Origin of the sequence: Bradyrhizobium sp. SZCCHNR3119, assembly GCF_032487775.1 — a bacterium.
Lineage (GTDB): Bacteria > Pseudomonadota > Alphaproteobacteria > Rhizobiales > Xanthobacteraceae > Bradyrhizobium.
In genome coordinates, this window is sequence record NZ_JAUEUV010000001.1 from 233,826 (window position 1) to 258,583 (window position 24,758).

General features: G+C 63.0%; 33 protein-coding genes. All 33 read right to left on the minus strand.

The window, feature by feature from the left end; genetic code table 11:
- Nucleotides 1-44: 44 nt before the first annotated feature.
- A complete protein-coding gene (gene rplQ / locus QX034_RS01140; protein WP_315705661.1) occupies nt 45-458 on the minus strand; it encodes a 50S ribosomal protein L17 in 414 nt (137 codons plus the stop codon).
- Between the two features lie 146 nt (nt 459-604).
- Nucleotides 605-1,636, minus strand: a complete 1,032-nt coding sequence (locus QX034_RS01145; RefSeq protein ID WP_315705660.1) for a DNA-directed RNA polymerase subunit alpha — start codon at nt 1,634-1,636, stop codon at nt 605-607.
- A 116-nt stretch (nt 1,637-1,752) separates the two neighbouring features.
- Complete coding sequence (gene rpsK / locus QX034_RS01150; RefSeq protein WP_012045029.1) at nt 1,753-2,142, minus strand: 30S ribosomal protein S11; 390 nt, start codon at nt 2,140-2,142, stop codon at nt 1,753-1,755.
- A 127-nt stretch (nt 2,143-2,269) separates the two neighbouring features.
- A complete protein-coding gene (gene rpsM / locus QX034_RS01155) occupies nt 2,270-2,638 on the minus strand; it encodes a 30S ribosomal protein S13 (protein WP_315705659.1) in 369 nt (122 codons plus the stop codon).
- A 182-nt stretch (nt 2,639-2,820) separates the two neighbouring features.
- A complete protein-coding gene (locus QX034_RS01160) occupies nt 2,821-3,765 on the minus strand; it encodes an adenylate kinase (protein ID WP_315705658.1) in 945 nt (314 codons plus the stop codon).
- 83 nt (nt 3,766-3,848) lie between these two features.
- A complete protein-coding gene (gene secY, locus QX034_RS01165; protein ID WP_315705657.1) occupies nt 3,849-5,183 on the minus strand; it encodes a preprotein translocase subunit SecY in 1,335 nt (444 codons plus the stop codon).
- 182 nt (nt 5,184-5,365) lie between these two features.
- Nucleotides 5,366-5,854 carry a 50S ribosomal protein L15 gene (gene rplO / locus QX034_RS01170; protein ID WP_315727913.1) on the minus strand — a complete coding sequence of 163 codons (489 nt, stop codon included), beginning with the start codon at nt 5,852-5,854 and terminating at the stop codon, nt 5,366-5,368.
- A 16-nt stretch (nt 5,855-5,870) separates the two neighbouring features.
- Nucleotides 5,871-6,062 (minus strand): 50S ribosomal protein L30, encoded by a 192-nt coding sequence (rpmD, locus tag QX034_RS01175; RefSeq protein ID WP_315705655.1) that lies wholly within the window; start codon nt 6,060-6,062, stop codon nt 5,871-5,873.
- A 44-nt stretch (nt 6,063-6,106) separates the two neighbouring features.
- Entirely contained in the window at nt 6,107-6,682 is a 576-nt protein-coding gene (rpsE, locus tag QX034_RS01180; protein WP_315705654.1) for a 30S ribosomal protein S5, read from the minus strand.
- Between the two features lie 53 nt (nt 6,683-6,735).
- Nucleotides 6,736-7,098, minus strand: coding sequence for a 50S ribosomal protein L18 (gene rplR, locus QX034_RS01185; protein ID WP_315705653.1), 363 nt, complete (start codon nt 7,096-7,098; stop codon nt 6,736-6,738).
- 11 nt (nt 7,099-7,109) lie between these two features.
- Nucleotides 7,110-7,643: a 50S ribosomal protein L6 gene (rplF, locus tag QX034_RS01190; RefSeq protein ID WP_315705652.1), complete on the minus strand. Its 534-nt coding sequence runs from the start codon at nt 7,641-7,643 to the stop codon at nt 7,110-7,112.
- A 13-nt stretch (nt 7,644-7,656) separates the two neighbouring features.
- Nucleotides 7,657-8,055: a 30S ribosomal protein S8 gene (rpsH, locus tag QX034_RS01195; RefSeq protein ID WP_315705651.1), complete on the minus strand. Its 399-nt coding sequence runs from the start codon at nt 8,053-8,055 to the stop codon at nt 7,657-7,659.
- A 12-nt stretch (nt 8,056-8,067) separates the two neighbouring features.
- On the minus strand, nt 8,068-8,373 hold the full coding sequence (gene rpsN / locus QX034_RS01200; RefSeq protein ID WP_315705650.1) for a 30S ribosomal protein S14: 306 nt from the start codon (nt 8,371-8,373) through the stop codon (nt 8,068-8,070).
- Between the two features lie 46 nt (nt 8,374-8,419).
- Entirely contained in the window at nt 8,420-8,977 is a 558-nt protein-coding gene (rplE, locus tag QX034_RS01205) for a 50S ribosomal protein L5 (protein WP_315705649.1), read from the minus strand.
- Nucleotides 8,970-9,284, minus strand: a complete 315-nt coding sequence (gene rplX, locus QX034_RS01210; protein WP_315705648.1) for a 50S ribosomal protein L24 — start codon at nt 9,282-9,284, stop codon at nt 8,970-8,972. Before rplX ends, rplE begins: the two co-directional genes overlap by 8 nt.
- Complete coding sequence (gene rplN / locus QX034_RS01215) at nt 9,284-9,652, minus strand: 50S ribosomal protein L14 (protein WP_006611848.1); 369 nt, start codon at nt 9,650-9,652, stop codon at nt 9,284-9,286. Before rplN ends, rplX begins: the two co-directional genes overlap by 1 nt.
- A gap of 93 nt (nt 9,653-9,745) precedes the next feature.
- A complete protein-coding gene (gene rpsQ / locus QX034_RS01220) occupies nt 9,746-9,994 on the minus strand; it encodes a 30S ribosomal protein S17 (protein WP_315705647.1) in 249 nt (82 codons plus the stop codon).
- A gap of 12 nt (nt 9,995-10,006) precedes the next feature.
- Nucleotides 10,007-10,213, minus strand: coding sequence for a 50S ribosomal protein L29 (gene rpmC / locus QX034_RS01225; protein WP_315705646.1), 207 nt, complete (start codon nt 10,211-10,213; stop codon nt 10,007-10,009).
- 5 nt (nt 10,214-10,218) lie between these two features.
- Entirely contained in the window at nt 10,219-10,632 is a 414-nt protein-coding gene (rplP, locus tag QX034_RS01230; RefSeq protein ID WP_315705645.1) for a 50S ribosomal protein L16, read from the minus strand.
- Nucleotides 10,633-10,671: 39 nt separating this feature from the next.
- A complete protein-coding gene (gene rpsC, locus QX034_RS01235) occupies nt 10,672-11,379 on the minus strand; it encodes a 30S ribosomal protein S3 (protein WP_315705644.1) in 708 nt (235 codons plus the stop codon).
- 18 nt (nt 11,380-11,397) lie between these two features.
- Nucleotides 11,398-11,778: a 50S ribosomal protein L22 gene (gene rplV / locus QX034_RS01240; RefSeq protein ID WP_315705643.1), complete on the minus strand. Its 381-nt coding sequence runs from the start codon at nt 11,776-11,778 to the stop codon at nt 11,398-11,400.
- A gap of 22 nt (nt 11,779-11,800) precedes the next feature.
- Nucleotides 11,801-12,079, minus strand: coding sequence for a 30S ribosomal protein S19 (rpsS, locus tag QX034_RS01245; RefSeq protein ID WP_008963465.1), 279 nt, complete (start codon nt 12,077-12,079; stop codon nt 11,801-11,803).
- Nucleotides 12,080-12,090: 11 nt separating this feature from the next.
- Nucleotides 12,091-12,924, minus strand: coding sequence for a 50S ribosomal protein L2 (gene rplB / locus QX034_RS01250; RefSeq protein WP_315705642.1), 834 nt, complete (start codon nt 12,922-12,924; stop codon nt 12,091-12,093).
- A 12-nt stretch (nt 12,925-12,936) separates the two neighbouring features.
- Nucleotides 12,937-13,236, minus strand: a complete 300-nt coding sequence (locus QX034_RS01255; RefSeq protein WP_315705641.1) for a 50S ribosomal protein L23 — start codon at nt 13,234-13,236, stop codon at nt 12,937-12,939.
- Nucleotides 13,233-13,853: a 50S ribosomal protein L4 gene (gene rplD / locus QX034_RS01260; protein WP_315705640.1), complete on the minus strand. Its 621-nt coding sequence runs from the start codon at nt 13,851-13,853 to the stop codon at nt 13,233-13,235. Before rplD ends, QX034_RS01255 begins: the two co-directional genes overlap by 4 nt.
- A gap of 1 nt (nt 13,854) precedes the next feature.
- Nucleotides 13,855-14,574, minus strand: coding sequence for a 50S ribosomal protein L3 (rplC, locus tag QX034_RS01265; protein WP_315705639.1), 720 nt, complete (start codon nt 14,572-14,574; stop codon nt 13,855-13,857).
- Nucleotides 14,575-14,631: 57 nt separating this feature from the next.
- The gene (gene rpsJ / locus QX034_RS01270) at nt 14,632-14,940 is read right to left on the minus strand and encodes a 30S ribosomal protein S10 (protein ID WP_002712302.1); all 309 of its coding nucleotides are present in this window, start codon (nt 14,938-14,940) and stop codon (nt 14,632-14,634) included.
- Between the two features lie 85 nt (nt 14,941-15,025).
- Complete coding sequence (gene tuf / locus QX034_RS01275; RefSeq protein WP_315705638.1) at nt 15,026-16,216, minus strand: elongation factor Tu; 1,191 nt, start codon at nt 16,214-16,216, stop codon at nt 15,026-15,028.
- A 39-nt stretch (nt 16,217-16,255) separates the two neighbouring features.
- Nucleotides 16,256-18,328: an elongation factor G gene (fusA, locus tag QX034_RS01280; protein ID WP_315705636.1), complete on the minus strand. Its 2,073-nt coding sequence runs from the start codon at nt 18,326-18,328 to the stop codon at nt 16,256-16,258.
- Between the two features lie 33 nt (nt 18,329-18,361).
- Nucleotides 18,362-18,832 carry a 30S ribosomal protein S7 gene (gene rpsG / locus QX034_RS01285; protein ID WP_315729537.1) on the minus strand — a complete coding sequence of 157 codons (471 nt, stop codon included), beginning with the start codon at nt 18,830-18,832 and terminating at the stop codon, nt 18,362-18,364.
- 29 nt (nt 18,833-18,861) lie between these two features.
- Nucleotides 18,862-19,233: a 30S ribosomal protein S12 gene (gene rpsL / locus QX034_RS01290; RefSeq protein WP_008969396.1), complete on the minus strand. Its 372-nt coding sequence runs from the start codon at nt 19,231-19,233 to the stop codon at nt 18,862-18,864.
- A gap of 1,043 nt (nt 19,234-20,276) precedes the next feature.
- Complete coding sequence (locus tag QX034_RS01295; RefSeq protein ID WP_315705634.1) at nt 20,277-22,385, minus strand: ABC transporter ATP-binding protein; 2,109 nt, start codon at nt 22,383-22,385, stop codon at nt 20,277-20,279.
- 229 nt (nt 22,386-22,614) lie between these two features.
- Entirely contained in the window at nt 22,615-24,669 is a 2,055-nt protein-coding gene (locus tag QX034_RS01300; protein ID WP_315705633.1) for an FAD-dependent oxidoreductase, read from the minus strand.
- Between the last annotated feature and the right edge of the window lie 89 nt (nt 24,670-24,758).

The window sequence follows — 24,758 nt, forward strand, 5'->3', positions numbered from 1 at the left end:
CGGCGCCCGAAGGCGCCGCTTTGAAACCAGTGATCGGATCAGCCTCAGGCCGCTTCCGAGGTCTCCTGCACCGGACCGGAATCCTGGCCCTTGGCATCGACGTCGCGGTCGACGAACTCGATCACCGCCATCGCGGCATTGTCGCCGTAGCGGAAGCCGGCCTTGATGATGCGGGTGTAGCCGCCGTTGCGGTCCTTGTAGCGGGGCGCCAGCACGTCGAACAGCTTCTTGGCCATCGCCTCGTCGCGCAGCTCCGAGACCGCCTGGCGGCGCATCGAAAGGCCACCCTTCTTGCCGAGCGTGACCAGCTTCTCGACGATCGGACGCAGCTCCTTGGCCTTCGGCAGCGTGGTGACGATCTGCTCGTGCTTGATCAGCGCGGCGCACATGTTCGCGAACATCGCGCGGCGATGCTCGGCGGTGCGGTTGAGCTTCCGATGAACCTTGCCGTGACGCATTGTCTATTCCTTCAGTTTCAATCTGCCGCGACGGTTCGTCGGACATTTGCTCAGGTGGGCTGCCTGCGTTCGCCCGGTAGCAGCAAGTGGCGAATGGAGAATAGCGAGTAGGTCTGCCCTATTCGCTACCCCTACTCGCCATTCGCTCAGTAGTGATCCTCGAAGCGCTTGGCGAGCTCGTCGATGTTCTCCGGCGGCCAGCCCGGCACTTCCATGCCGAGATGCAGGCCCATCTGGGCCAGCACTTCCTTGATCTCGTTCAGCGACTTGCGGCCGAAGTTCGGGGTGCGCAGCATCTCCGCTTCCGACTTCTGCACGAGGTCGCCGATATAGACGATGTTGTCGTTCTTCAGGCAGTTCGCCGAACGGACCGACAGCTCGAGCTCGTCCACCTTCTTGAGGAAGGCCGGGTTGAAAGCGAGATCCGGAATGATCTCCTGCGCGACTTCCTTGCGCGGCTCTTCGAAGTTGACGAAGACGTTGAGCTGGTCCTGCAGGATGCGGGCGGCATAGGCCACCGCGTCCTCCGGCGAGATCGCGCCGTTGGTCTCGATCGTCATCGTGAGCTTGTCGTAGTCGAGGATCTGGCCCTCGCGGGTGTTCTCGACCTTGTAGGAGACCTTGCGGACCGGCGAGAACAGGCTGTCGATCGGGATCAAGCCGATCGGCGCATCCTCAGGACGGTTGCGCTCGGCCGGCACGTAGCCCTTGCCGGTCGTGACCGTGAATTCCATGCGGATCTCGGCGCCCTCGTCCAGCGTGCAGATCTGCAGATCCGGATTGAGCACGACGACGTCGCCGACGGTCTGGATGTCACCGGCGGTGACTACACCCGGCCCCTGCTTCTTCACGACCATCCGCTTCGGGCCTTCGCCCTGCATCTTGATCGAGATGTCCTTGATGTTCAGCACGATGTCGGTGACGTCCTCGCGGACGCCGGCGATCGAGGAGAACTCATGCAGCACGCCGTCGATGTGCACCGACTGCACGGCGGCGCCCTGCAGCGAGGACAGCAGGATGCGGCGCAGGGCATTGCCCAGCGTCTGGCCGAAGCCGCGCTCCAGCGGCTCGGCAACCACGGTGGCGAAACGGGTCGCGTCGGAACCCGGCGTGACCTGGAGCTTGTTCGGCCGAATCAATTCTTGCCAATTTTTCTGGATCGTCACTGTTTCACCCATACGGGCCAGTCTATCCCGGTCTGATCGACTGGCGTTGGAGATCCGCGCATCAGATCGCGGCCATCGAAATATCTCAAAAGCACAAAGAGGCGGACGATGGGCCCGCCTCCGTCACATCACACACGCCGACGCTTGCGCGGACGGCAGCCATTGTGCGGGATCGTCGTCACATCGCGGATCGAGGTAACGGTGAAGCCCGCAGCCTGCAGCGCACGGAGCGCCGATTCACGTCCCGAACCCGGGCCTGCGACCTCGACTTCGAGGGTGCGCATGCCGTGTTCCTGGGCCTTCTTGGACACGTCCTCCGCCGCGACCTGCGCAGCATAAGGAGTCGACTTGCGCGATCCCTTGAACCCCATCGTGCCGGCCGACGACCAGGCAATGGTGTTACCCTGTGCGTCGGTGATGGTGATGGTGGTGTTGTTGAACGACGAGTTCACATGCGCGACGCCGGAGGCGATGTTCTTACGCTCGCGACGACGAACGCGTGTGGCTTCCTTGGCCATATAAGTACCTTTCTTACGATCTCAACGCCGCCGTAGTACCAGCGGCTACACCAAAAAGGCGAATGGTAAACGGCGAAAAGCGAATAGGGCTTCCCCTACTCGCCATTCGCCACCCGCAATCCGCCAATTACTTCTTCTTGCCGGCGATCGCCTTGGCCGGCCCCTTGCGCGTACGCGCATTGGTATGGGTGCGCTGGCCGCGCACCGGCAGGCCGCGACGATGACGCAGGCCGCGGTAGCAGCCGAGATCCATCAGCCGCTTGATATTGATGCCGGTCTCGCGCCGCAGGTCGCCCTCGACCACATAGTCGCGGTCGATCACTTCGCGGATCTGCAAAACTTCCTGGTCGCTCAGCTGATTGACGCGGCGATCCTCGGCAATCTTGACCTTGTCCAGGATGTCGGCCGCGATCTTCGGGCCGATGCCATGGATGTACTGGAGCGCGATCAGAACGCGCTTATTGGTCGGGATGTTGACACCGGCAATACGGGCCACGGACTTCTCTCCTGTCGCCGATCCGTTGCGGAGCGGCTTTCGTTCTCGCTATCTCGGGCAGATGTCCGCAAACGCGAACAAGACGCCCACCCCTCGATTCGTGGGGCCCGGCATCTTTTTGAAAACTATCCGACTTGGATGCGGGCTTATTAATGGATTCATACGCCTGTCGTCAACCGCCCCTAGGCTCTTGACTTCGCTTTTCGCTGCTTTTTTGCAGCCTTTCCAGCGGTCTTACGCGCTCCCTTGGACGCCTTGCTGGCCGCAGCGACGGCGTGCTTGGCCCCCTTCTTGGCGGCCTTTTTCGCCGATTTTCCAGCCTTTTTGGCTTTCGAGGCTGCTTTGGCAGCCTTTTTGGGGGCCGCCTTTGCCGCTTTCTTGGCAACGCCAGCCTTTGCCGCCTTCTTTGCCCCTGCCTTGGCGGTGGTCTTGGCAGCCGCTTTGGCCGTCGTCTTGGCAGCTTTTTTGCCAGCCTTCTTCCCAGCCTTGGGGCCTCGTTTGGCGGCGCTGGCCTTCTTGGCGGCGCGGCTGGTGCCACTGGCGCCGACGGCAGCCAGGATCCGGCTGATTTCCTCCGTCACCTCTTCGACCGACATCATGCCGTCGACCGTGGCGAGCCTGCGATGATCGGAATAGTAATGAACGAGGGGTTCGGTCTGCTCGCGATAGCTCGCCAGCCGCTTGGTCAGCACCTCCGGCGTGTCGTCCGCGCGCACGGCCTCGCCACGCGCCCGGGTTTCCGCGGCCCGCCGCTCCACGCGCTCCAACAGTACGCCCTCATTGACCTTTAGCTCGATCACGGCATCGAGGTTCATCTGCTTCTTCTTGAGCAGCACGTCGAGCGCCTCGGCCTGCGGCACCGTCCGCGGGAAGCCGTCCAGGATGAAGCCGTTGGCAGCATCCGGCTGCTCGATCCGGTCGGCGATGATGCCGACCACGACCTCGTCCGGCACCAAGCCGCCGGCAGCCATGATGTCCTTGGCCTTCAGCCCGATCGGGGTCTGGGCCGCTACCGCGGCGCGGAGCATGTCGCCGGTCGACAGCTGGACGATGCCGTAGCGCTGCACCAAGCGCTGCGCCTGCGTTCCCTTGCCCGATCCCGGCGGTCCCAGAAGAATCAGTCTCATCTCTATTCGCCCCCCGGCACATGGTGAGCGAAGTGACCGCGCACCTTGTTCTTGGCTGTTGGTTTTCCGGGCGCGACCAGCCGCTAGCCGCGGCGCCGCCCCCGCAATTTCGACTTCCTGATCAGGCCCTCATATTGATGGGCCAGCAGATACCCCTGAATCTGCGCCACGGTATCCATCGTCACGCTGACCACGATCAGAAGCGAGGTGCCGCCAAAGTAGAACGGCACGGAAGCGTAGGAAATCAGAATTTCCGGAATCAAACAAACAATTGCCAGATAGATGGCGCCGATGACGGTGATCCGGGACAGCACGTAGTCGATATATTCTGCGGTCCGTTCGCCCGGCCGGATGCCCGGGATGAAGCCGCCATGCTTCTTCAGATTGTCGGCCGTCTCGGTCGGGTTGAACACGATCGCGGTGTAGAAGAAGGCGAAGAACAGGATCAGCGCCAGGTACAGGATCAGGAACAGCGGCCGGCCGTGACCGAGCTGGGTGGTGATCCACTGGAACCACTCCGGTCCCTTGCCCGCGTTGAAGTTGGCGACCGTGGTCGGCAGCAAGAGCAGCGACGAGGCGAAGATCGGCGGAATCACGCCCGAGGTGTTGAGCTTCAGCGGCAGATGCGAAGACTGCCCCTCGAACATCTTATTTCCGACCTGGCGCTTCGGGTACTGGATCAGGAGCCGGCGCTGGGCCCGCTCCATGAAGACGATGAAGGCGATCACGGCGACCGCCATGATGATCACCAGCAGGATCACGCCGGTGGACATGGCGCCCTGACGGCCGAGTTCCAGCATGTTGGCGAGCGCCGACGGCAGCTCGGCCACGATACCAGACAGGATGATCAGCGAAATGCCGTTGCCGATGCCGCGCGAGGTGATCTGCTCGCCCAGCCACATCAGGAACATGGTGCCGCCGGTGAGCGTAATCGCGGTCGACAGCCGGAAGAACAGGCCGGGATCGCTGACGACGTTGCCGGCGCCTTCCAGGCCGACTGCAATGCCGTAGGACTGCACGGCGGCAAGAATCACGGTGAGGTAGCGCGTGTACTGATTCAGCGTCTTGCGGCCCGCCTCGCCTTCCTTCTTCAGGGCTTCCAGCTGCGGCGAGACGGTCGTCAGGAGCTGAATGATGATCGATGCCGAGATATACGGCATGATGTTCAGCGCGAAGATCGCCATGCGGTGAATGCCGCCGCCGGCGAACATGTTGAACATGCCGAGAATGCCGCCGGCCTGGGTACGGAACACCGAATCCCAGATCGCGGGATCAATGCCCGGCAGCGGAATGTAGGTCCCAAGACGATAAACGAGCAGCGCGCCAAGGGTAAACCAGATGCGCTTCTTCAGCTCCTCGTTCTTGGCAAAATCGCCAAGATTGATGTTTGCCGCCAGTTGTTCCGCTGCTGAGACCATCTTTGGCTTTCTCCCGCCGCCCTTCTTGGCCGCCGATTTTGGCCGCATATCCCGCGATGGGCTCGCGGGACGAGTGCTTCGTTTCCGAAGGCGAGCGCCGGATATATTTGGTGCGCGGGTTTAATCTGTCTATCGCCCTGCCCCGCGCCGTTGACGCTTAAGGCAGAGCGATGACGCAGATGTTACGCCGCCTCGCCGCCTTCGACGGGCGCGGGCGCCAGGATCTTCACGGTGCCGCCAGCCTTCTCAACGGCCGCGATCGCCGACTTCGAGGCGCCGTGCACCTCGATATTGACCTTGGCCTTGAGCTCGCCACGGCCAAGCAGCCGCACGCCGTCCTTGGCGCGGCGCAGCGCACCGGACTTCACCAGCGCCTCGGCGTTGATCACGCTGCCGGCGTCAAGCTTCTTGGCATCGATCGCCTGCTGAATGCGGTCGAGATTGATCTCGACGAAATCGAGCCGGAAGATGTTGTTGAAGCCACGCTTCGGCAGACGGCGATGCATCGGCATCTGGCCGCCTTCGAAGCCCTTGATGCGCACGCCCGAACGCGCGGTCTGGCCCTTGCCGCCGCGGCCCGAGGTCTTGCCCTTGCCCGACCCGATGCCACGGCCGACCCGCATGCGCTGCTTGCGCGAGCCGGGATTGTCGGCGATCTCGCTGAGCTTCATCGCCCTTCTCCTTAAATTACTTCTCGTCGACGACGCGGACGAGATGTTGAACCTTGGTGATCATGCCACGAACCTCCGGCGAATCCGGCAGCTCGGCGACCCGGCCAATCTTATTGAGCTTCAACCCGATCAGCGTCGAACGCTGCGAGTGGTGGCGGCGGATCGGGCTGCCGATCTGCTCGACCTTGATCGTCTTGGCGCTAGCCATCGTTTTAACTCCAAGATGCGCTGCGAGCCCCGCAGCGCGAATGATTAGTCGGCCGCGGCCTCGGCATCGCCGCCGACGCGGCGAGCCTGCAGGGTCGACACCTTGATGTTGCGGCGCGCCGCCACCGAGCGCGGCGAGTCCTGGTGCTTCAGCGCGTTGAAGGTCGCCCGCACCATGTTGTACGGATTCGACGAGCCGATCGACTTCGCAACCACGTCCTGGATGCCGAGCGTCTCGAACACCGCGCGCATCGGGCCGCCGGCGATGATGCCGGTACCGGCCGGAGCGGCACGCAGGTAGACGCGGCCGGCGCCGTGGCGGCCGAAGATGTCGTGGTGCAGCGTGCGGCCCTCGCGGAGCGCCACCCGGGTCAGGTTGCGCTTCGCCGAGTCGGTCGCCTTGCGGATCGCCTCCGGCACCTCACGGGCCTTGCCATGGCCGAACCCGACCCGGCCCTTCTGGTCGCCGATCACGACGAGCGCGGCAAAGCCAAAGCGCTTACCACCCTTCACGACCTTCGCGACACGATTGATGTGGACGAGCTTGTCGACGAACTCGCTGTCGCGCTCCTCGCGCTCCCTGCTCCGTTCGCGGCCGCCGCGTTCGCGTTCACCTGCCATGGTGCTATCCAATCTCTAAGGAGGCCCTGAGCCTCTTGATCTATCCGAATAAGTTAGAAGCTCAGCCCGCTCTCGCGCGCCGCATCCGCCAATGCCTTGACGCGGCCGTGATAGAGATAGCTGCCGCGATCGAACACAACTTCCTTGATGCCCGCCTGCACCGCCCGCTCGGCGAGCAGCTTGCCCACCGCCTTGGCGGCATCGATATTGGCGCCGGTGTTGCTGGAAGAACGCATCTCTTTCTCCATCGACGAGGCAGAGGCGAGCGTCTCGCCCTTCTGGTCGTCAATGACCTGCGCATAGATGTGCTTCGACGAACGGAACACCGACAGACGCGGCCGACCGTTCGCGGAGCGGCGCAACGCCAGCCTGACGCGCTGCTTGCGCCGGGCATTCGTAACCTTGGCTCTCGACATGACCGGCTCCGTTACTTCTTCTTGCCTTCCTTGCGGAAGATGAATTCGTTCGCGTACTTCACGCCCTTGCCCTTATAGGGCTCCGGCGGACGATAGGCACGGATCTCGGCCGCGACCTGCCCGACCCGCTGGGAGTCGATGCCCGTGACCGTGATCTCGGTCGGCTTCGGCACGGTGATCGTGATCCCTTCCGGGATCTGATAGACCACGTCGTGGCTGTAGCCGAGCGCGAGCTGCAGGTTCTTGCCCTGCATCGCGGCGCGATAGCCGACGCCGGTGATTTCGAGCTTCTTCTCGAAACCCTTGGTGACGCCTTCGACCAGGTTGGCGATCTGGGCGCGCGCGGTGCCGTAAAGCGAACGCGCACGCTTCGTCTCGGCGCGCGGAGCGACCTTGACCTGGCCGCCCTCGAACTTCACCTCGACATCGTCATGGACGATGAACTGAAGCTGGCCTTTCGGCCCCTTCATCTTGACGGTCTGGCCATCGACGGAGGCCGTCACACCGGACGGCACCGCCACAGGCTTCTTGCCAATACGTGACATTGCTCAATCCTTCTTAGAACACCGTGAAGAGAACTTCACCGCCGACATTCGCGTCCCGCGCGTCATGATCGGCCATGATTCCCTTCGGGGTCGACAACACTGAAATTCCGAGCCCGTTGTTCACGCGCGGCAAATTCTTCACCGAGGTGTAGACGCGCCGGCCGGGCTTCGAAACCCGCTCGATCTCGCGGATCACGGGCTCGCCGTCGAAATATTTCAGCTCGATCTCGATCTCGCTGCGGCCCGACGAATGCTCCACCGTGGCATAGCCGCGAATGTAGCCTTCCGACTTCAGGACCTCGAGCACGCTGGCGCGCATCTTCGAACCCGGGGTCGAGACCTTCGACTTCGAGCGCATCTGCGCGTTGCGGATGCGGGTGATCAGATCGCTGATGGGATCGTGCGTTGACATGAGCGATCCTCCTTACCAGCTCGACTTCACGAGGCCCGGAATCAGGCCCTTCGAGCCGAGCTCGCGCAGCGCGATGCGGCTCAGCTTGTTCTTGCGATAGTTCGAGCGCGGACGCCCGGTCAGCTCGCAGCGGTTGCGGATGCGCGTCGCCGACGAATTGCGCGGCATTTCGGCGAGCTTCAGGGTGGCGGCGAACCGCTCCTCCATCGGCTTTTCCTTGTCGGCGATGATCGCCTTCAACCGCGCGCGCTTCGGGGCGGCGTTCTTCGCCATCCGCTTGCGCCGGTTGTTCTTCTCGATTGAACTCTTCTTTGCCATGCTTGGCTCCTAGGTATCCGCGTTTGAGAGGCTCGAAGTCAGCGTCTCACTGCCGGAACGGGAAATTGAATGCGGTCAGAAGGGCACGCGCCTCTTCGTCGTTGCTCGCCGTGGTGCACACCGTGATGTCCATGCCCCAGCTCTCCCCCGCCTTGTCGAAGTCGATTTCGGGGAAAATGATGTGCTCCTTGATGCCGAGCGAGTAGTTGCCGCGGCCATCGAAGCTCTTCGGGTTCAGGCCGCGGAAGTCGCGGACGCGCGGCAGCGCGACGTTGATCAGGCGGTCGATGAACTCGTACATGCGCGCCTTCCGCAAGGTGACCTTGCAGCCGATCGGCTGGTTCTCGCGCAGCTTGAAGGTCGCGATCGCGTTGCGGGAATAGGTCACAACCGCCTTCTGGCCGGCGATCAGCGACAGGTCGGCCGCCGCCGTCTCCGCCTTCTTGCGGTCGTTCACAGCCTCGCCGACACCCATGTTCAGCACGACCTTCTCGAGCCGCGGCACCTGCATGACGTTGGCGTAGCCGAACTTCTCGGTCAGCTGGCTCTTGATCTTGCGGTCATATTCCGCGCGCAGGCGCGGCACGTAAGCGGTCTCAGCCATCGATCTCTGCTCCCGAGCTCTTGGCGACGCGAACCTTCTTGCCGTCTGCCAGAACCTTGAATCCGACGCGGGTCGGCTTCCCATCCTTGCCGACATACGCGATGTTGGACAGGTGGATCGGCGCTTCCTTGGAGATGATGCCGCCCTCCTGATTGTGGGTCTGCTTCTGGTGGCGCTTCACCATGTTGATGCCGCGCACCAATGCGGTGCTCTCGTCGGGACGCACCTCGAACACCTCGCCGGTGCGACCCTTGTCGCGGCCGGTCAGCACGATCACCTTGTCGCCCTTGCGGATCTTGGCAGCCATCACAGCACCTCCGGCGCAAGCGAAATGATCTTCATGTGGTTCTTGGCGCGCAGCTCGCGCGGCACCGGCCCGAAGATACGGGTGCCGACCGGCTCCGACTGGTTGTTGATCAGAACGGCCGCGTTGCGGTCGAAGCGGATCACCGAGCCGTCGGCGCGGCGGATGTCCTTGCGGACGCGCACCACGACGGCCTTCATGACGTCGCCCTTCTTCACCTTGCCGCGCGGAATGGCTTCCTTGATCGACACCACGATGATGTCGCCCACGGTGGCGTAGCGGCGCTTGGAACCGCCCAGCACCTTGATACACATGACACGGCGTGCGCCAGAATTGTCGGCCACGTCGAGGTTGGTCTGCATCTGAATCATTGATGCACCTCGTCCTCTTTATATGCTCGCGCGAGACAGTCGCGCCTTGATTGCTCCCGAAAGCGAAACCGGCCCCGAAAGGGCCCGCTCGCCTCAGGCGGTTTTCTTGTGTTCGCCCCGGATCACGGTCCAGCGCTTCAACTTCGAGACCGGCCGGCTCTCTTCGATCCAGACCGTGTCGCCCGGCTTGAACTCGTTGTTCTCGTCATGGGCGTGGTAGTTCTTCGAGCGGCGGATCGTCTTCTTGTAGATCGGGTGGGTGAAGCGCCGGTCGACGCGCACTACCACGGTCTTGGCCTGCTTGTCGCTGACGACAACGCCCTGGAGGGTCCGTTTCGGCATGTGTCGAGCCTCTTACTTCGTCTTGGCGCGCTGCTGCGCGGCGATGGTCTTGATGCGGGCGATGTCGCGGCGCGCCTCACGCAGCCGCGAGGTGTTTTCCAGCTGCCCGGTGGCGCGCTGGAAACGCAGGTTGAAGCGCTCCTTCTTCAGGTTGAGGATCGCGTCCTCCATCTGATCGGGGCTCATCGCGCGAATATCGGAAACTTTCATCTCGGCCATGACCGTTACTCCGCAATGCGCTCGACGAAGCGCGTCTTGATCGGCAGCTTGGCGGCCGCCAGCGTCAGCGCCTCGCGCGCGATCTGGTTGCTCACGCCGTCGATCTCGAACATCACGCGGCCCGGCTTCACCCGCGCCACCCACAATTCCGGCGAGCCCTTGCCGGAGCCCATGCGGACTTCGGCCGGCTTCTTCGACACCGGAACGTCCGGGAATATGCGGATCCAGACGCGGCCGGCGCGCTTCATGTGACGGGTCAGCGCACGACGGGCGGCTTCGATCTGGCGCGCGGTGACGCGCTCCGGCTCCATGGCCTTCAGCCCGAACTGGCCGAAGGCCAGCGTCGCGCCCGAGGACGCAACGCCGTGGATACGGCCCTTATGCGCCTTTCGGAACTTGGTTTTCTTTGGTTGCATCATGGCTGTTAGCCCTCAAACCTGTGTTCTCGCGGCGATCGATCAGGCCGCGTCGCGGCGGGAGCGCTGCGAGCCGCCACCGTCGCCTTCTGCCATCCGCTTGTCCTGCGCCATCGGATCGTGCTCGAGGATCTCGCCCTTGAAGATCCAGACCTTCACGCCGCAGGTGCCGAACGTGGTGAATGCGGTCGCCGTGCCGTAGTCGATATCGGCGCGCAACGTGTGCAGCGGCACCCGTCCCTCGCGATACCACTCCATGCGGGCGATTTCCGCGCCGCCCAGACGGCCCGAGCAGTTGATACGGATGCCTTCGGCACCCAGACGCATTGCCGACTGCACCGCCCGCTTCATGGCGCGGCGGAACGCGACGCGGCGCTCGAGCTGCTGCGCGATCGATTCCGCAACCAGGGTCGCATCGAGCTCGGGCTTGCGGATCTCGACAATGTTAATGACGACGTCCGACGAGGTGATGTCGGCGACGCGCTTGCGCAGCTTGTCGATGTCGGCGCCCTTCTTGCCGATCACGACACCCGGACGCGCCGAGTGGATGGTGACGCGGCACTTCTTGTGCGGACGCTCGATGACGATGCGCGCGACGGCCGCCTGCTTGAGCTCCTTGTGCAGGATCTCGCGGATCTTGACGTCCTCATGCAGCAACTTGCCGTATTCGGCCTTGCCCGCGAACCAGCGCGAATCCCAGGTCCGGTTGATGCCGAGACGCAAGCCGATCGGATTGATCTTTTGACCCATCGTATTCTCCCAGCGCCTTTACGCGCTCGCCTCGACCTGACGAACGACGATCGTCAGCTGCGAAAATGGTTTGAAAATCCGGCCCGAGCGGCCGCGGCCGCGCGGCGAAAACCGCTTCATGACGATGCCGTTGCCGACGAAGGCCTCCGACACGACGAGGGCGTCGACGTCGAGGTCATGGTTGTTCTCGGCATTGGCGATCGCCGATTCCAGGCACTTCTTGACGTCGACCGCGATCCGCTTGCGCGAGAACTGCAGGTCGGCGAGCGCAGAAGAGGCCTTCCGGCCGCGGATCATCTGGGCGACCAGGTTGAGCTTCTGCGGGCTCACCCGCAACATCCTGGCGACCGCCTTGGCCTCGTTGTCCGGGAGGCTCCGTTCGCGCTTTGGTTTGCTCATCGCTTAATCCTCAAGCCTACTCTTAGGCCTTCTTGGCTTTCTTGTCGCCGGAATGGCCGTGGAAGGTCCGGGTCGGCGAGAACTCGCCGAACTTGTGACCGACCATCTCCTCGTTGACCGCCACCGGCACATGCTTCTGGCCGTTGTAGACGCCGAACGTCAGCCCGACGAACTGCGGCAGGATGGTCGAACGGCGGCTCCAGATCTTGATCACGTCGTGCCGGCCAGACGCCCGCGCCGCATCTGCCTTCTTGAGCAGCGACGCCTCGACGAACGGGCCCTTCCAGACTGAACGAACCATCTCGGCGTTCCTTACTTCTTCCGCTTGTGGCGGCTCAACAGAATGAATTTATCGGTCGACTTGTTGGTGCGGGTCTTCTTGCCCTTGGTGGGCTTGCCCCACGGCGTGACCGGGTGACGACCGCCGGAAGTACGGCCTTCGCCGCCGCCGTGCGGGTGATCGATCGGGTTCATGGCGACGCCGCGGTTGTGGGGCCGACGGCCCATCCAACGCTTGCGGCCGGCCTTGCCGATCGAGGTGTTCATGTGGTCCGGGTTCGACACCGCGCCGATCGTGCCACGGCAACGGCCGTGCACCAGGCGTTGCTCGCCCGAGTTCAGGCGCAGGATCACGTAGTCCTGGTCGCGGCCGACGATCTGGGCGTAGGTGCCGGCCGAACGCGCCAGCTGACCACCCTTGCCGATCTTGACCTCGATGTTGTGGACGATCGTGCCGACCGGCATGTTGCCGAGCGGCATGACGTTGCCCGGCTTCACGTCGACATAGTTGCCGGCGACGATGGTGTCGCCGACCGCAAGCCGCTGCGGGGCCAGGATGTAGGCCAGCTCGCCGTCCTGATACTTGACCAGGGCGATGAAGGCGGTGCGGTTCGGATCATATTCCAGCCGCTCGACGGTGGCGGGAACGTCGACCTTGTCGCGCTTGAAATCGACCGTGCGGTACGACTGCTTGTGGCCGCCACCAAGAAAGCGGACGGTGATGCGGCCGGTGTTGTTGCGGCCGCCGCTCGACAGCTTGCCTTCGGTCAGAGCCTTGACCGGCTTGCCCTTGTAGAGCGCCGAACGATCGACCATCACCAGCTGGCGCTGGCCCGGCGTCGTGGGGTTGAATGTCTTCAATGCCATGGCAGTACAGCCTTATAGCCCGGTGGTCACGTCGATGCGGTGGCCCTCTTCGAGGGTCACGATCGCGCGCTTGGAGTCCGACTGCGACCCGAAATGGCCGCGGAACATCTTGGTCTTGCCCTTGCGCACGAGCGTGTTGACGCTCTTGACCTTGACGTCGAACAGCTTCTCGATCGCCTCTTTGATCTGCGGCTTGGTCGCCTTGGCGGCCACCTTGAACAGAACCTTGTTGTGCTCGGAGGCGTAGGTCGCCTTCTCGGTCACGACCGGCGAAAGGATGATGTCGTAGTGGCGCGGATCGATGGTCTTCATTTGAAGCGCGCCTCCAGCGCATCGATCGCCGCCTTGGTCAGCACCAGCTTCTGACGGCGCAGAATGTCGTAGACGTTGATGCCCTGGATCGGCAGCACGTCCATGTTCGGGATGTTGCGGGCCGCATTGGCGAACCCGCCGTGCAGCTCGGCGCCGTCGATGATCAGCGCGTTGGTGAGCCCGAGGCCGGAGAAGTGCCCGACCAGCGCCTTGGTCTTGGCGGTCTCGAGCGTCGCGTTCTCCAGCACGACCAGGTCGCCGTCCTTTGCCTTGGCCGACAGCGCATGCTTGAGCGCAAGCGCGCGCACCTTCTTCGGCAGATCAGTGGCGTGCGAACGCACCACCGGACCGAAGGCGCGGCCGCCGCCACGGAACTGCGGCACGCGAGCCGAGCCGTGACGAGCACCGCCGGTGCCCTTCTGCTTGTACATCTTCTTGCCGGTGCGCCAGACTTCGGCGCGGCCCTTGGCCTTGTGAGTGCCGGCCTGGCGCTTGTTCAGCTGCCACTGAACGCAACGCGCGATGATATCCGCGCGCGGCTCAAGACCGAAGATGGCGTCGGACAGCTGGACCGAGCCGGCTTCCTTGCCCTCGAGGGTGGTGACTTTCAGTTCCATGTTATGCGCCCTCCTGCACGGCCGCAGCTTCCGCAGCCTGCTCGGTAGCGACCTTGAACTTGCCGGGCTTCGGCGCTTCCTTCGGCAGCGGCTTCTTCACGGCGTCGCGCACCGAGATCCAGCCGCCCTTGGAACCGGGCACCGCGCCTTCCACCAGGATCAGGCCGCGCTCGACATCCGTCTGCACCACACGCAGGTTCAGCGTGGTGACGCGCTCCACACCCATGTGACCGGGCATCTTCTTGTTCTTCCAGGTCTTGCCGGGGTCCTGACGACCACCGGTCGAACCGATCGAACGATGCGAGATCGACACGCCGTGAGTGGCGCGCAGACCGCCGAAATTCCAGCGCTTCATACCGCCGGCAAACCCCTTACCGATCGAGGTGCCGGTGACGTCGACGAACTGGCCGACAACGAAGTGGTCAGCCTGGATTTCGGCGCCGACCGGAATCAGCGCGTCCTCGCTGACGCGGAATTCGGCGAGCTTGCGCTTCGGCTCGACCTTGGCGACCGCGAACTGACCGCGCTCGGCCTTCGGCATGTACACGGTCTTACGGCTGCCGGCGCCGAGCTGCAGCGCGACGTAGCCGTTCTTGTCTTTGGTGCGGTGACCAACCACCTGGCAGTTGCCGAGCTTCAGCACGGTCACGGGGATATGTTCGCCGGTCTCCGTGAAGACCCGCGTCATCCCGACCTTTTGTGCGATCACTCCGGAGCGCATCGGCGTGCATCCTGTTCTTCTGTGTGTCCGCAACACGCGGACGTGAATCCAAAAATCTTAGAGCTTGATCTCGACGTCGACACCGGCGGCCAGATCGAGCTTCATCAGCGCGTCAACGGTCTGCGGGGTCGGATCGACGATGTCGAGCAGGCGCTTGTGGGTGCGCATCTCGAACTGCTCGCGGCTCTTCTTGTCGACGTGCGGCGAACGGTTGACGGTGAACTTCTCGATGCGGGTCGGCAGCGGAATGGGTCCGCGAACCTGCGCGCCGGTCCGTTTCGCCGTGTTCACGATCTCCCGCGTCGACGTATCGAGGATACGATGGTCGAACGCCTTGAGACGGATGCGAATGTTCTGGCCGTTCATTGCCGTATGCTTTCTCTAGTGAGTGGCGAGTAGCGAGTAGCGAATGGATCTGGTCCACCCGCCACTCGCCATTCCCTATCGCTTGTTACTCGATGATCGCGGCGACGACGCCGGCGCCGACGGTGCGACCACCCTCGCGGATGGCGAAGCGCAGCTTCTCCTCCATCGCGATCGGCACGATCAGGTGCACTTCCATCGCGATGTTGTCGCCCGGCATCACCATCTCGGTGCCTTCCGGCAGATGCACGACACCGGTCACGTCGGTCGTGCGGAAGTAGAACTGCGGACGGTAGTTGGTGAAGAACGGCGTGTGACGGCCGCCCTCTTCCTTGGTGAGGATGTAAGCCTCAGCCTTGAACTTGGTGTGCGGCTTGACCGAACCCGGCTTGCACAGCACCTGGCCGCGCTCGACTTCCTCGCGCTTGGTGCCGCGAAGCAGCGCGCCGATGTTATCGCCCGCCTGACCCTGATCGAGCAGCTTGCGGAACATCTCTACGCCGGTGACCGTGGTCTTCTGGGTCGGACGGATGCCGACGATCTCGATTTCGTCGCCAACCTTGATGATGCCGCGCTCGACACGGCCGGTCACCACGGTGCCGCGGCCCGAGATCGAGAACACGTCTTCCACCGGCATCAGGAACGGCTGGTCGATCGGACGCTCCGGCTGCGGAATGTACTCGTCGACATTGCGCATCAGCTCGAGGATCGCGTCGTGACCGAGCTTCTTGTCCGAATCTTCCAGAGCGGCGAGCGCCGAACCCTTGATGATCGGGATCTTGTCGCCCGGGAATTCGTACTTCGAGAGCAGCTCGCGGACCTCGAGCTCGACGAGCTCGAGCAGCTCCGGATCGTCGACCATGTCGCACTTGTTGAGGAACACGACCAGCGCCGGAACGCCGACCTGGCGGGCGAGCAGGATGTGCTCGCGGGTCTGCGGCATCGGGCCGTCAGCAGCCGACACGACCAGGATCGCACCGTCCATCTGGGCGGCGCCGGTGATCATGTTCTTCACGTAGTCGGCGTGGCCGGGGCAGTCGACGTGCGCGTAGTGGCGGTTCTTGGTCTCGTACTCGACGTGCGCGGTCGAGATGGTGATGCCGCGGGCCTTCTCTTCCGGCGCCTTGTCGATCTGGTCGTATGCAGTGAACGTCGCGCCACCGGTCTCGGCCAGGATCTTGGTGATCGCAGCCGTCAGCGACGTCTTGCCGTGGTCGACGTGACCGATGGTGCCGATGTTGCAGTGCGGTTTGTTACGTTCAAACTTTGCTTTGGCCATTTGACTCTCCGTTCAGTCGCTAACTTGAGCTAACGACAATCAGGCAAACTTCTTCTGGACTTCCGCCGACACGTTGGCCGGCGCTTCCGCGTAGTGGTCGAACTGCATCGTGAAGGTCGCGCGCCCCTGGCTCATCGAGCGCAGGTTATTCACGTAACCGAACATGTTCATGAGCGGCACCATCGCGTTGATGACGTTGGCATTGCCGCGCATGTCCTGGCCCTGGATCTGGCCACGCCGCGAGTTCAAGTCGCCGATGACGGAACCGGTGTAGTCTTCCGGCGTCACCACTTCGACCTTCATGATCGGCTCGAGCAGAACCGATTTGCCCTTCTGCAGCGCCTCGCGGAAGGCCGCGCGCGATGCGATTTCGAAGGCCAGCGCCGAAGAGTCGACGTCGTGATACTTACCGTCGACCAGCGCCACCTTGACGTCGACCACCGGGAAGCCGGCGACCACGCCAGAGCCGAGCACGCTCTCGATGCCCTTCTCAACACCGGGGATGTATTCCTTCGGAACCGCACCACCGACGATCTTGGATTCGAACACATAGCCGCCGCCCGGCTCGTTCGGCTCGACCACCAGCGAGACGGCCGCGAACTGGCCGGTGCCGCCGGTCTGCTTCTTGTGGGTGTAATCCACATTGGCAGGCTTGGTGATGCGCTCACGGAACGCCACCTGCGGCGCGCCGATATTGGCGTCCACCTTGTAGGTCCGCTTCAAGATGTCGACCTTGATGTCGAGATGAAGCTCGCCCATGCCCTTCAGGATGGTCTGGCCGGACTCGTGATCGGTCGACACCCGGAACGACGGATCCTCCGCCGCCAGCTTCGCCAGCGCGATGCCGAGCTTCTCCTGGTCCGCCTTCGATTTCGGCTCGATCGCGATCTCGATCACCGGCTCCGGGAATTCCATCTTTTCCAGGATCACCTGGTGGGTCGGATCGCAGAGCGTATCACCGGTGCGCGCTTCCTTGAGGCCAGCCAGCGCGACGATGTCGCCGGCATAGGCTTCCTTGATGTCCTCGCGATTGTTCGCGTGCATCAAGAGCATGCGGCCGATACGCTCCTTCTTCTCGCGGGTCGAGTTCACGACGCCGGTGCCGCTCTGCAGGATGCCCGAATAGATGCGGCAGAAGGTGATGGTGCCAACGAACGGGTCGTCCATGATCTTGAACGCGAGCAGCGACAGCGGCTCCTTGTCGTCCGCCTTGCGCACGACTTCGTTGCCCTTGTCGTCAGTGCCCTTGATCGCAGGCACGTCGAGCGGCGACGGCAGATAGTCGACAACGGCGTCGAGCAGCGGCTGCACGCCCTTGTTCTTGAAGGCCGAGCCGCATAGCACCGGATAGAAGGCGCCGGTCAGAACCGCTTTGCGGAGCAGCTTCTTCAAGGTCGCCTCGTCCGGCTCCTTGCCGTCGAGATATGCAGCCATGGCGTCGTCGTCGAGCTCGACGGCGGCTTCCACCAGCTTCTCGCGATATTCCTTGGCCTGGTCGGCAAGATCCGCCGGAATGTCGACATAGTCGAACTTCGCACCGAGCGACTCGTCGTTCCAGACGATGCCCTGCATCTTCACGAGGTCGACAACGCCCTTGAAATTGTTCTCAGCACCGATCGGCAGCTGGATCGCAACCGGCTTCGCGCCCAGGCGATCGACGATGTCCGCCAGGCACTTGAAGAAGTCGGCACCGGTCTTGTCCATCTTGTTGGCGAAGACGATGCGCGGCACCTTGTACTTGTCGCCCTGGCGCCACACGGTCTCGGTCTGCGGCTCGACGCCCTGGTTGGAGTCGAGCACGCACACGGCGCCGTCCAGCACGCGCAACGAACGCTCCACCTCGATGGTGAAGTCGACGTGGCCGGGCGTATCGATGATGTTCAGACGCTTGCCGTTCCAGAACGCGGTGGTCGCGGCCGACGTGATCGTGATGCCGCGCTCCTGCTCCTGCTCCATCCAGTCCATCGTCGCGGCACCCTCGTGCACCTCGCCGATTTTGTGGCTCTTGCCGGTGTAATACAGAATGCGCTCGGTGGTCGTGGTCTTACCGGCGTCGATATGCGCCATGATACCGAAGTTACGGTAGTCCTCGATGGCATGTTGGCGGGGCATGGACCTGTTCCTAAATTTCCGTTCGGGTCGCCGTTACCAGCGATAGTGCGAGAAGGCGCGGTTGGCTTCCGCCATGCGATGCACGTCTTCACGCTTCTTGACGGCGTTCCCCCGGTTGTTCGAGGCGTCGAGTAGCTCCGCCGAGAGCCGCTCGGTCATCGTCTTCTCGTTGCGATCGCGCGCCGCGGAGATCAGCCAACGAATTCCCAAAGCCTGCCGACGCGTCGAACGCACTTCGACCGGAACCTGGTAGGTCGCACCGCCGACGCGGCGGGAGCGCACCTCGATGGTCGGCATCACGTTGTCGAGCGCCTGCTCGAACACCGTCAGCGGATTCTGCTTGGTCTTGCTCTCGATGATGCCGAGCGCGCCGTAAACGATGCTTTCGGCGACCGACTTCTTGCCGGCATACATCACCGAGTTCATGAACTTCGTAATGACGACGTTCCCGAACTTCGGATCCGGAAGCACTTCACGCTTTTCGGCAGAGTGGCGACGCGACATGTGTTCTGTTCCCGCTTATCTCGAACGTCTTACTTGGGCCGCTTGGCGCCGTACTTCGAACGGCGCTGCTTACGGTTCTTGACGCCCTGGGTATCCAAGACGCCGCGGAGAATGTGGTAGCGCACGCCCGGCAAGTCCTTGACGCGACCACCGCGGATCATGACCACCGAGTGCTCCTGAAGGTTATGGCCTTCACCCGGGATGTAACCGATCACCTCGAAGCCGTTGGTCAGGCGCACCTTGGCGACCTTACGAAGCGCCGAGTTCGGCTTCTTCGGCGTCGTGGTGTAGACGCGCGTGCAAACACCGCGCTTCTGCGGCGACTGCTGCAGCGCCGGCACCTTCTTGCGCGACTTCTGCACAACGCGCGGATTTGCGATCAGCTGGTTGATCGTCGGCATCTTGGCCTTCACCCTTCTCAACGTTCTTACGAAAACCACGTCGCGTGGCGCCCGCAAATTCCTACTGAGGTTCCCCGCCTCACCGGGCCGCCAGCGCGAAAAACATCTGCGCAAAGCGAAAGCGCGCCAACCGCTCATCGCTGAACGGAAAGCGCTTGACGCCACAGAGGACCGCAGTCAGAGCCGGTCGGCACAGCCGACGGCCACCACCTGAGGTCATGCATCCGAATTCGATCTCAAGAGGACTTGCTCAAGAGAACTAAAATCGTCCTGGCATTGCCTAGCTATAATCGACAGCGTTTGAGCGGCATTCGTCGAGGGTGGTGCCCATCCCTGCCCGTTTCGGGGTGGTCCGGGTGTTCCGTACCGACGCTGGCGAAGCTCACCGCCTGTCGTTAAGTGGGCGCGTTTTATAAGCGGTAAATACCCAAGTCAAGCAAAACGATGCTGCAAGAGACCAGAAGAAAGGCCTCTGGCAGCTGCGCTTTCCGCGGCACCGCAGGCGGCGGCCCGAGCCGGGACGTACCCCCGCGAGGGCGCCTGTCCGCATGTGCATCCGATTGAGAATATACCGATGTTCCAACGAGATAAGTCTTTCTTTGCATTCCGCAAGGCAGCATCGAGCGGCCACCAAAGACAGCGCAGGTGTTGGCATCGAGGACCGTCATCCCTTGGCGGCGGCCGGCCGGCTTGTCCTGTCGGCGTCGCCGCCGAACTGCGCCCCCTCGCCGATCTTGACGGCCAGATCCGCTGGATTTTGCGCTCGCCGGCGCTGCGATTCCAACAGTTCGCGCCCTTTCGCGGTCGATTCGCTTTGCGAGCTTCGGATTGAAGATCTCGGAAAAGTAATTGATTTTATTTGATTTTTTCGAATTCAGATCAGGAGCATGCAGACGGGGCGCCGGGAATCGCAAGTTCGTCAGGGCGCCCGGAGGCGCTTGGCGCCGCAGACAGATCGATTCTGCCGCGATGGGATTCGCCGACCGCCCCGGCCTACGCAACCCACGCAAATGGCCGGCCACCACCCCGCGCGACGATCCCGTTCACGCCGCGTCGTCGTCCTCGTCGTCATCATCATCGTCGGGATCGGTCCGATTGGCCGAATCGGCCGTCTGCGGCATGTGCCCTTGGTCGTCCCAGAGCTTGCGATAGACCCCGTTCTTGGCGAGCAGTTCAGCATGAGTGCCGCGCTCGATCGCGCGGCCGCCGGAGATCACGATGATCTCGTCCATCTCGACGACCGAGGTCAGGCGATGGGTCGACCAGATCATGGTACGGCCCTTGGCGACCTTCAGCAGCGTGTGGTTGATGGCAGCCTCGGTGGTCTGGTCGAGCGCCGAGGTCGCCTCGTCCAGCAGCAGCACCGAGGGATTGCGGATGATCGCCCGCGCAATGGCGATGCGCTGGCGCTGCCCGCCCGACAGCGTGTCGCCGCGTTCACCCACCAACGTATCGTATTTCTGCGGCAGGCTCATGATGTAGCGGTGGATCTCGGCCTTCTTCGCGGCTTCCACGACCTCGGCGTCGGTTGCGCCCTCCTTACCGAGTCGGATGTTCTCCCGCAGCGACATGTTGAACAACATGTTCTCCTGGAACACGACCGCCATGCTCCGGCGCAGCGAGTCGCGGGTCACCTTGCGGATGTCGACGCCGTCGATGGTGACGCGCCCTTCGTCCGGAACATAGAGCCGCAGGATCAGGTTGAGCAGCGTGCTCTTGCCCGAGCCTGACGGGCCGACGATCGCAATCCGCTTGCCGACCTCAAGCTTGAGGCTGAGATTGTCGAGCACCGGCGTCGCGCTGCCCTCGTATTGGAAGGTGACGCGCTCGAAGGTGATGTCGTGGCTGATGCGCGGCAGGTCCGGCGCGCCCGGACGGTCTGCGCCACGGGTCGGCTCGTCCAAAAGCTCCTGCATATGGCGGATGGCCGCGGCGGACGAGATCGACACCGGAATGAAATGCATGACATGGGCGATGTTGTAGGACACCTCCCAGAACGCGCTTTCGAAGGTGACGAAGGTCCCGACCGTGATCTGGCCCTTGGTGGCGAGATAGGCGCCGAGCGCCAGCACCACGAGGTGGAGCAACAGCACCGCGATCGTCACGGTGCGCTCGACCATGGTCGACAGGAACATGGCAGAGGCCATCTTCTGCCGGGCCGCGTCATTGCGCAGGGTGAACCAGCCGAACACCTTGCGGTGCAGACTGAACGCCTTGATCACCGCCTGAGCTGCGATGTTCTCGTGGATCACGCCGAGCAGCGAGGACTCGTTGACCTTCTGCTCGTAATTGGCCACCACCGCCATGGGCGTCAGAATCCGCGGGCCGATCAGCGTGATCGGAAACACCAGGAGCGCCACCACGGCCAGCTGCCAGTTCAGGAAGAGCATCAGGATGATGCCCGCGATCAGTTCCAGAAACGGCAGTGCCGCGCTGTTCGAGAAGCTCTTCACCACCCCTTCGAACGCCGACATGTCGACGGAGAAACGCGACAGGATCTCGCCGCGCTTGGTCCGCTGAAAATAGGCTGCAGGGAGATTCTGGACGTGCTCGAACAGCCGCGTGCGCACATCCGAGATGACGCAGGCGGCGAGCCGCGCGTCCCAGCGCTCGTACAGCACAGCGACGATCGAGGTGAAGATGCCGGCGGCGGCGAGCACGCCTAGGATGCGATAGAGCGCCTCGAAATCCTCCTCGCCGAGCGCGTCGTCGATCAGGAACTTGAGGCTGAGCGGCATGATCACGTTGAACAGCGTCTCGACAAGGACGCCCAAGGTGACGAAGGCCAGCATCTTCTTGTATTTGGCCAGCAGCGGCGCGACGAAGCCATAGACCGTCGCCAACGCACCGGCGGCTTCGCGTGCAGTAAAGACGACGAGGTCTTCGTCGTCGTCATCATCATCGAGGTCGAGGCCCTCCTCCTCCTCGTCCTGCTCGTCTTCGTCTTCGTCCTCGTCATCCTCATCGTCGACCGGAGCCGGCGGTTTGCCGGCGGCCGGCCCTTTGGGCACGGCAGGTTTCGGCGCGCCCGTCTTTGGAGCTTCGGTCTTGAGGGCTTCGGATTTGGCCACAACGAGCTTGGCCGGATCCGAGGCGGGATCGCCTTCGGACGCAGGTTGCCGACCGTCAGACATTGAAGTTTTGGACGCCATTGAACCAACCGATGCTGCACGGCCGGCCTGACCGTAGAAGACTCGAGCGCTCCGGCTTTAACATCTGCGATCCGCCGCAGCCAGCATTCCCACGACAACGCGACGCATCATGGATGACAGAAGACCGTTGCTCGCGGGCCTTCTGCACAGTCGGGCGGGCATTTGCCGTCCGGCTTCCGTTTTTCGGAACATGCCCCCGGCACATAGGGGCACGACAGGCGCGGCCGCCTCAGTCCTCGTCCTTGACCTTGTCAAAGAACGAATAGCGCAGGCTGTCCGCGTCGGCATACCAGTGGCCCGGCCCCTTGTTGGCGGCCAGCGTCGCCGCCCACAATGCGTCGGTACAGTCGTGGCGATGCATCGACAGGTCGAAGCCGTTGCCGAAGAACAGCTCCGACCATTCCCACCAGGTGCCGAGCTTCTTCACGCCCCGCAACAGATCGTAGCGGTCGATCAGCGCCGGCGCCATGTCGGAGGTGATGGAGCCGAACACCAGGCCCGTCTTGACCACGCGGTTGAGTTCGCGGATTGCGCGAGGCACCTGCCTTTCCGCCACATGGCAGAGGCTGGTTTCGAACACGAAGTCGAACTCGCCATCCTTGAACGGCATGTCGGTGACCGAACCGAGCTTGTTGAACTTCTTCAGCGCCTTCGGCGTCTTGCCATGGATGTAGCGGTTGTTCTCGATGCCCCAGGCATCGATACCGCGGTCGCGCAACGCGCCGACCAGTTCGCCGCTCGCCGACCCGGCAACCAGGAGCTTGTAGCCGCGGGCGCGGTTCCAGACGATCTTGATCAGGTCGGTCAGATAGGCCGGATCGGTGAATTGCTGCCAGGCCTCGCTATAAGGCCCTTGCCCGCGATAGTTCTCGAAATACTCGCGATCGATCTTGTCCGAGAGCGGCTTCTCGGACTGCGCCCGGGCGCGACGCAGCCGTATCATCTCGGTCAGGATGATGTCGGTCGCGGCGTCCGACGAATCGAGCAGACCGTTCAAGGTCGAATCGAACAGATAGTCGCCGACCAGCACGATGCCGGGATGCTCCTTCGGATCGGGCCGATGATTGGTCATGACATCGCGCACCGGCAAGCCGCCCGGCAAGGCGTTCACCGACGACAGCCAACGATGGATCTTGCCTTCCATGAAATGCGCGCGGGCGTCGCCAAACGCCGCCGGCAGCGATTTCAGCGCAGCGTCGATCAATTCCTGATCTGACAGATTGGCGAAGGCGAGCGCATCCGAGCCGGCAATCAGCCAGTTCAGGACGCCGTGCCGGCCGACATCATGGCGCGAGCCCTCATTGTAGATGCAGCAGCCGCCGAACGCTTCCGACATGAACCAGGAGCCCGGGATCTTGTCACCCCAGAACGGCTCATCGAACAGGATCGAGACGCGCAAGTAATGCGCAGGACGGTCGAAATAGGCGACGTGCTTGACCATCGACTTACGCAGGCTTTCACCTTCCCAGCCGAGGGTGGCAAGCCAGGAATGCGGCAGGCAGACCAGCACCAAGTCGAACTCCCGCGTCTCCGGCCCCTTGCCGTTCATCATGTTGATCCGGTAGCGGCCGGACGCGGTCTTGCCGACCTTCAGCACACGATGATTGAGCTGGATGTCGGCGTCGACCTCGGAGCGCAAGCCCTCGATCAGCTGCTCATTGCCGTTCTGGATGGAATACAGGCCGATATAGCCGTCGATATCCATCACGAAGTTCTTCAGCGCATTCAGCCCATTGGTGCTGTGGGCCTCGGTCGCGATGTCGGAGCGCGCCATCACCTTGAAGAAGCGCTTGGCGGTGGGATCATCGACTTCCTTGTCGAGCAGCTCCTCGCAGGAGACATAGGCCCAGGGATGCTCGTTATCGTGCGCGCCGACGCCCTCGTAATATTCGACCGGTGACATCACCTCGGTGCAGCGCTGGCGGAACGCCTCGACGGCGGCGGCCGTCTTCGGCCCATATTTGCGGCGCAGGCCGGGAACGTCGTCGAGCAACTCGCCGTCGAGCTGCACCTGGAGCGCATCCATCGGGATGGTCTGCAGGCCGAAATGCTGGATCAGCTCGCGCAGGGGATCCGGCCCGCTCATCGAATAATCGTAGATTTCGGCGACGCCCGCTTCGTAGATCGCAGGCGCGGTATCGAACTTGCGCGTGACGATCTTGCCGCCCAGCCGATCGGACGCTTCGAAGATCGTGACCTTGCAAAGGTCACCCAACTTTTTCCTGAGGTACCAGGCGCTCATCAGCCCGCCGGGGCCACCGCCTACAATCGCAAGGTCAAGCATCTGCGTTCCGCTATCTCCGGACGTCCGTGACGTCGCCGGTCGTCGATCTCAGGGGGTTCTGCCACCCTCGGGGCTCGATCGGCCATAGC

Excerpts from the sequence above, each read along its gene's own strand:
- rpsK (WP_012045029.1), bottom strand. The coding sequence starts at position 2,142 with ATGGCCAAGGAAGCCACACGCGTTCGTCGTCGCGAGCGTAAGAACATC.
- rpsJ (WP_002712302.1), bottom strand. The coding sequence starts at position 14,940 with ATGAACGGCCAGAACATTCGCATCCGTCTCAAGGCGTTCGACCATCGT.
- rpsN (WP_315705650.1), bottom strand. The coding sequence starts at position 8,373 with ATGGCAAAGAAGAGTTCAATCGAGAAGAACAACCGGCGCAAGCGGATG.
- rplD (WP_315705640.1), bottom strand. The coding sequence starts at position 13,853 with ATGGAACTGAAAGTCACCACCCTCGAGGGCAAGGAAGCCGGCTCGGTC.
- rplR (WP_315705653.1), bottom strand. The coding sequence starts at position 7,098 with ATGTCGAGAGCCAAGGTTACGAATGCCCGGCGCAAGCAGCGCGTCAGG.
- QX034_RS01145 (WP_315705660.1), bottom strand. The coding sequence starts at position 1,636 with ATGGGTGAAACAGTGACGATCCAGAAAAATTGGCAAGAATTGATTCGG.
- rplP (WP_315705645.1), bottom strand. The coding sequence starts at position 10,632 with ATGATGCAACCAAAGAAAACCAAGTTCCGAAAGGCGCATAAGGGCCGT.
- QX034_RS01300 (WP_315705633.1), bottom strand. The coding sequence starts at position 24,669 with ATGCTTGACCTTGCGATTGTAGGCGGTGGCCCCGGCGGGCTGATGAGC.
- rpsL (WP_008969396.1), bottom strand. The coding sequence starts at position 19,233 with ATGCCGACGATCAACCAGCTGATCGCAAATCCGCGCGTTGTGCAGAAG.
- rplV (WP_315705643.1), bottom strand. The coding sequence starts at position 11,778 with ATGAGCAAACCAAAGCGCGAACGGAGCCTCCCGGACAACGAGGCCAAG.
- rplO (WP_315727913.1), bottom strand. The coding sequence starts at position 5,854 with ATGAAGCTCAGCGAGATCGCCGACAATCCCGGCTCGCGCAAGCAGCGC.
- rpmD (WP_315705655.1), bottom strand. The coding sequence starts at position 6,062 with ATGGCTAGCGCCAAGACGATCAAGGTCGAGCAGATCGGCAGCCCGATC.
- rplC (WP_315705639.1), bottom strand. The coding sequence starts at position 14,574 with ATGCGCTCCGGAGTGATCGCACAAAAGGTCGGGATGACGCGGGTCTTC.
- rpsS (WP_008963465.1), bottom strand. The coding sequence starts at position 12,079 with ATGGTTCGTTCAGTCTGGAAGGGCCCGTTCGTCGAGGCGTCGCTGCTC.
- rplQ (WP_315705661.1), bottom strand. The coding sequence starts at position 458 with ATGCGTCACGGCAAGGTTCATCGGAAGCTCAACCGCACCGCCGAGCAT.
- rpsH (WP_315705651.1), bottom strand. The coding sequence starts at position 8,055 with ATGTCAACGCACGATCCCATCAGCGATCTGATCACCCGCATCCGCAAC.
- tuf (WP_315705638.1), bottom strand. The coding sequence starts at position 16,216 with ATGGCCAAAGCAAAGTTTGAACGTAACAAACCGCACTGCAACATCGGC.
- QX034_RS01295 (WP_315705634.1), bottom strand. The coding sequence starts at position 22,385 with ATGGCGTCCAAAACTTCAATGTCTGACGGTCGGCAACCTGCGTCCGAA.
- rpsG (WP_315729537.1), bottom strand. The coding sequence starts at position 18,832 with ATGTCGCGTCGCCACTCTGCCGAAAAGCGTGAAGTGCTTCCGGATCCG.
- fusA (WP_315705636.1), bottom strand. The coding sequence starts at position 18,328 with ATGCCCCGCCAACATGCCATCGAGGACTACCGTAACTTCGGTATCATG.
- rplE (WP_315705649.1), bottom strand. The coding sequence starts at position 8,977 with ATGGCTGAGACCGCTTACGTGCCGCGCCTGCGCGCGGAATATGACCGC.
- secY (WP_315705657.1), bottom strand. The coding sequence starts at position 5,183 with ATGGTCTCAGCAGCGGAACAACTGGCGGCAAACATCAATCTTGGCGAT.
- rpmC (WP_315705646.1), bottom strand. The coding sequence starts at position 10,213 with ATGGCCGAGATGAAAGTTTCCGATATTCGCGCGATGAGCCCCGATCAG.
- rplB (WP_315705642.1), bottom strand. The coding sequence starts at position 12,924 with ATGGCATTGAAGACATTCAACCCCACGACGCCGGGCCAGCGCCAGCTG.
- QX034_RS01160 (WP_315705658.1), bottom strand. The coding sequence starts at position 3,765 with ATGAGACTGATTCTTCTGGGACCGCCGGGATCGGGCAAGGGAACGCAG.
- rplN (WP_006611848.1), bottom strand. The coding sequence starts at position 9,652 with ATGATTCAGATGCAGACCAACCTCGACGTGGCCGACAATTCTGGCGCA.
- rpsC (WP_315705644.1), bottom strand. The coding sequence starts at position 11,379 with ATGGGTCAAAAGATCAATCCGATCGGCTTGCGTCTCGGCATCAACCGG.
- rplX (WP_315705648.1), bottom strand. The coding sequence starts at position 9,284 with ATGGCTGCCAAGATCCGCAAGGGCGACAAGGTGATCGTGCTGACCGGC.
- rpsE (WP_315705654.1), bottom strand. The coding sequence starts at position 6,682 with ATGGCAGGTGAACGCGAACGCGGCGGCCGCGAACGGAGCAGGGAGCGC.
- rplF (WP_315705652.1), bottom strand. The coding sequence starts at position 7,643 with ATGTCACGTATTGGCAAGAAGCCTGTGGCGGTGCCGTCCGGTGTGACG.
- QX034_RS01255 (WP_315705641.1), bottom strand. The coding sequence starts at position 13,236 with ATGAAGACCATCGATCCGCGCCACTACGACATCATCCTTTCGCCGGTC.
- rpsQ (WP_315705647.1), bottom strand. The coding sequence starts at position 9,994 with ATGCCGAAACGGACCCTCCAGGGCGTTGTCGTCAGCGACAAGCAGGCC.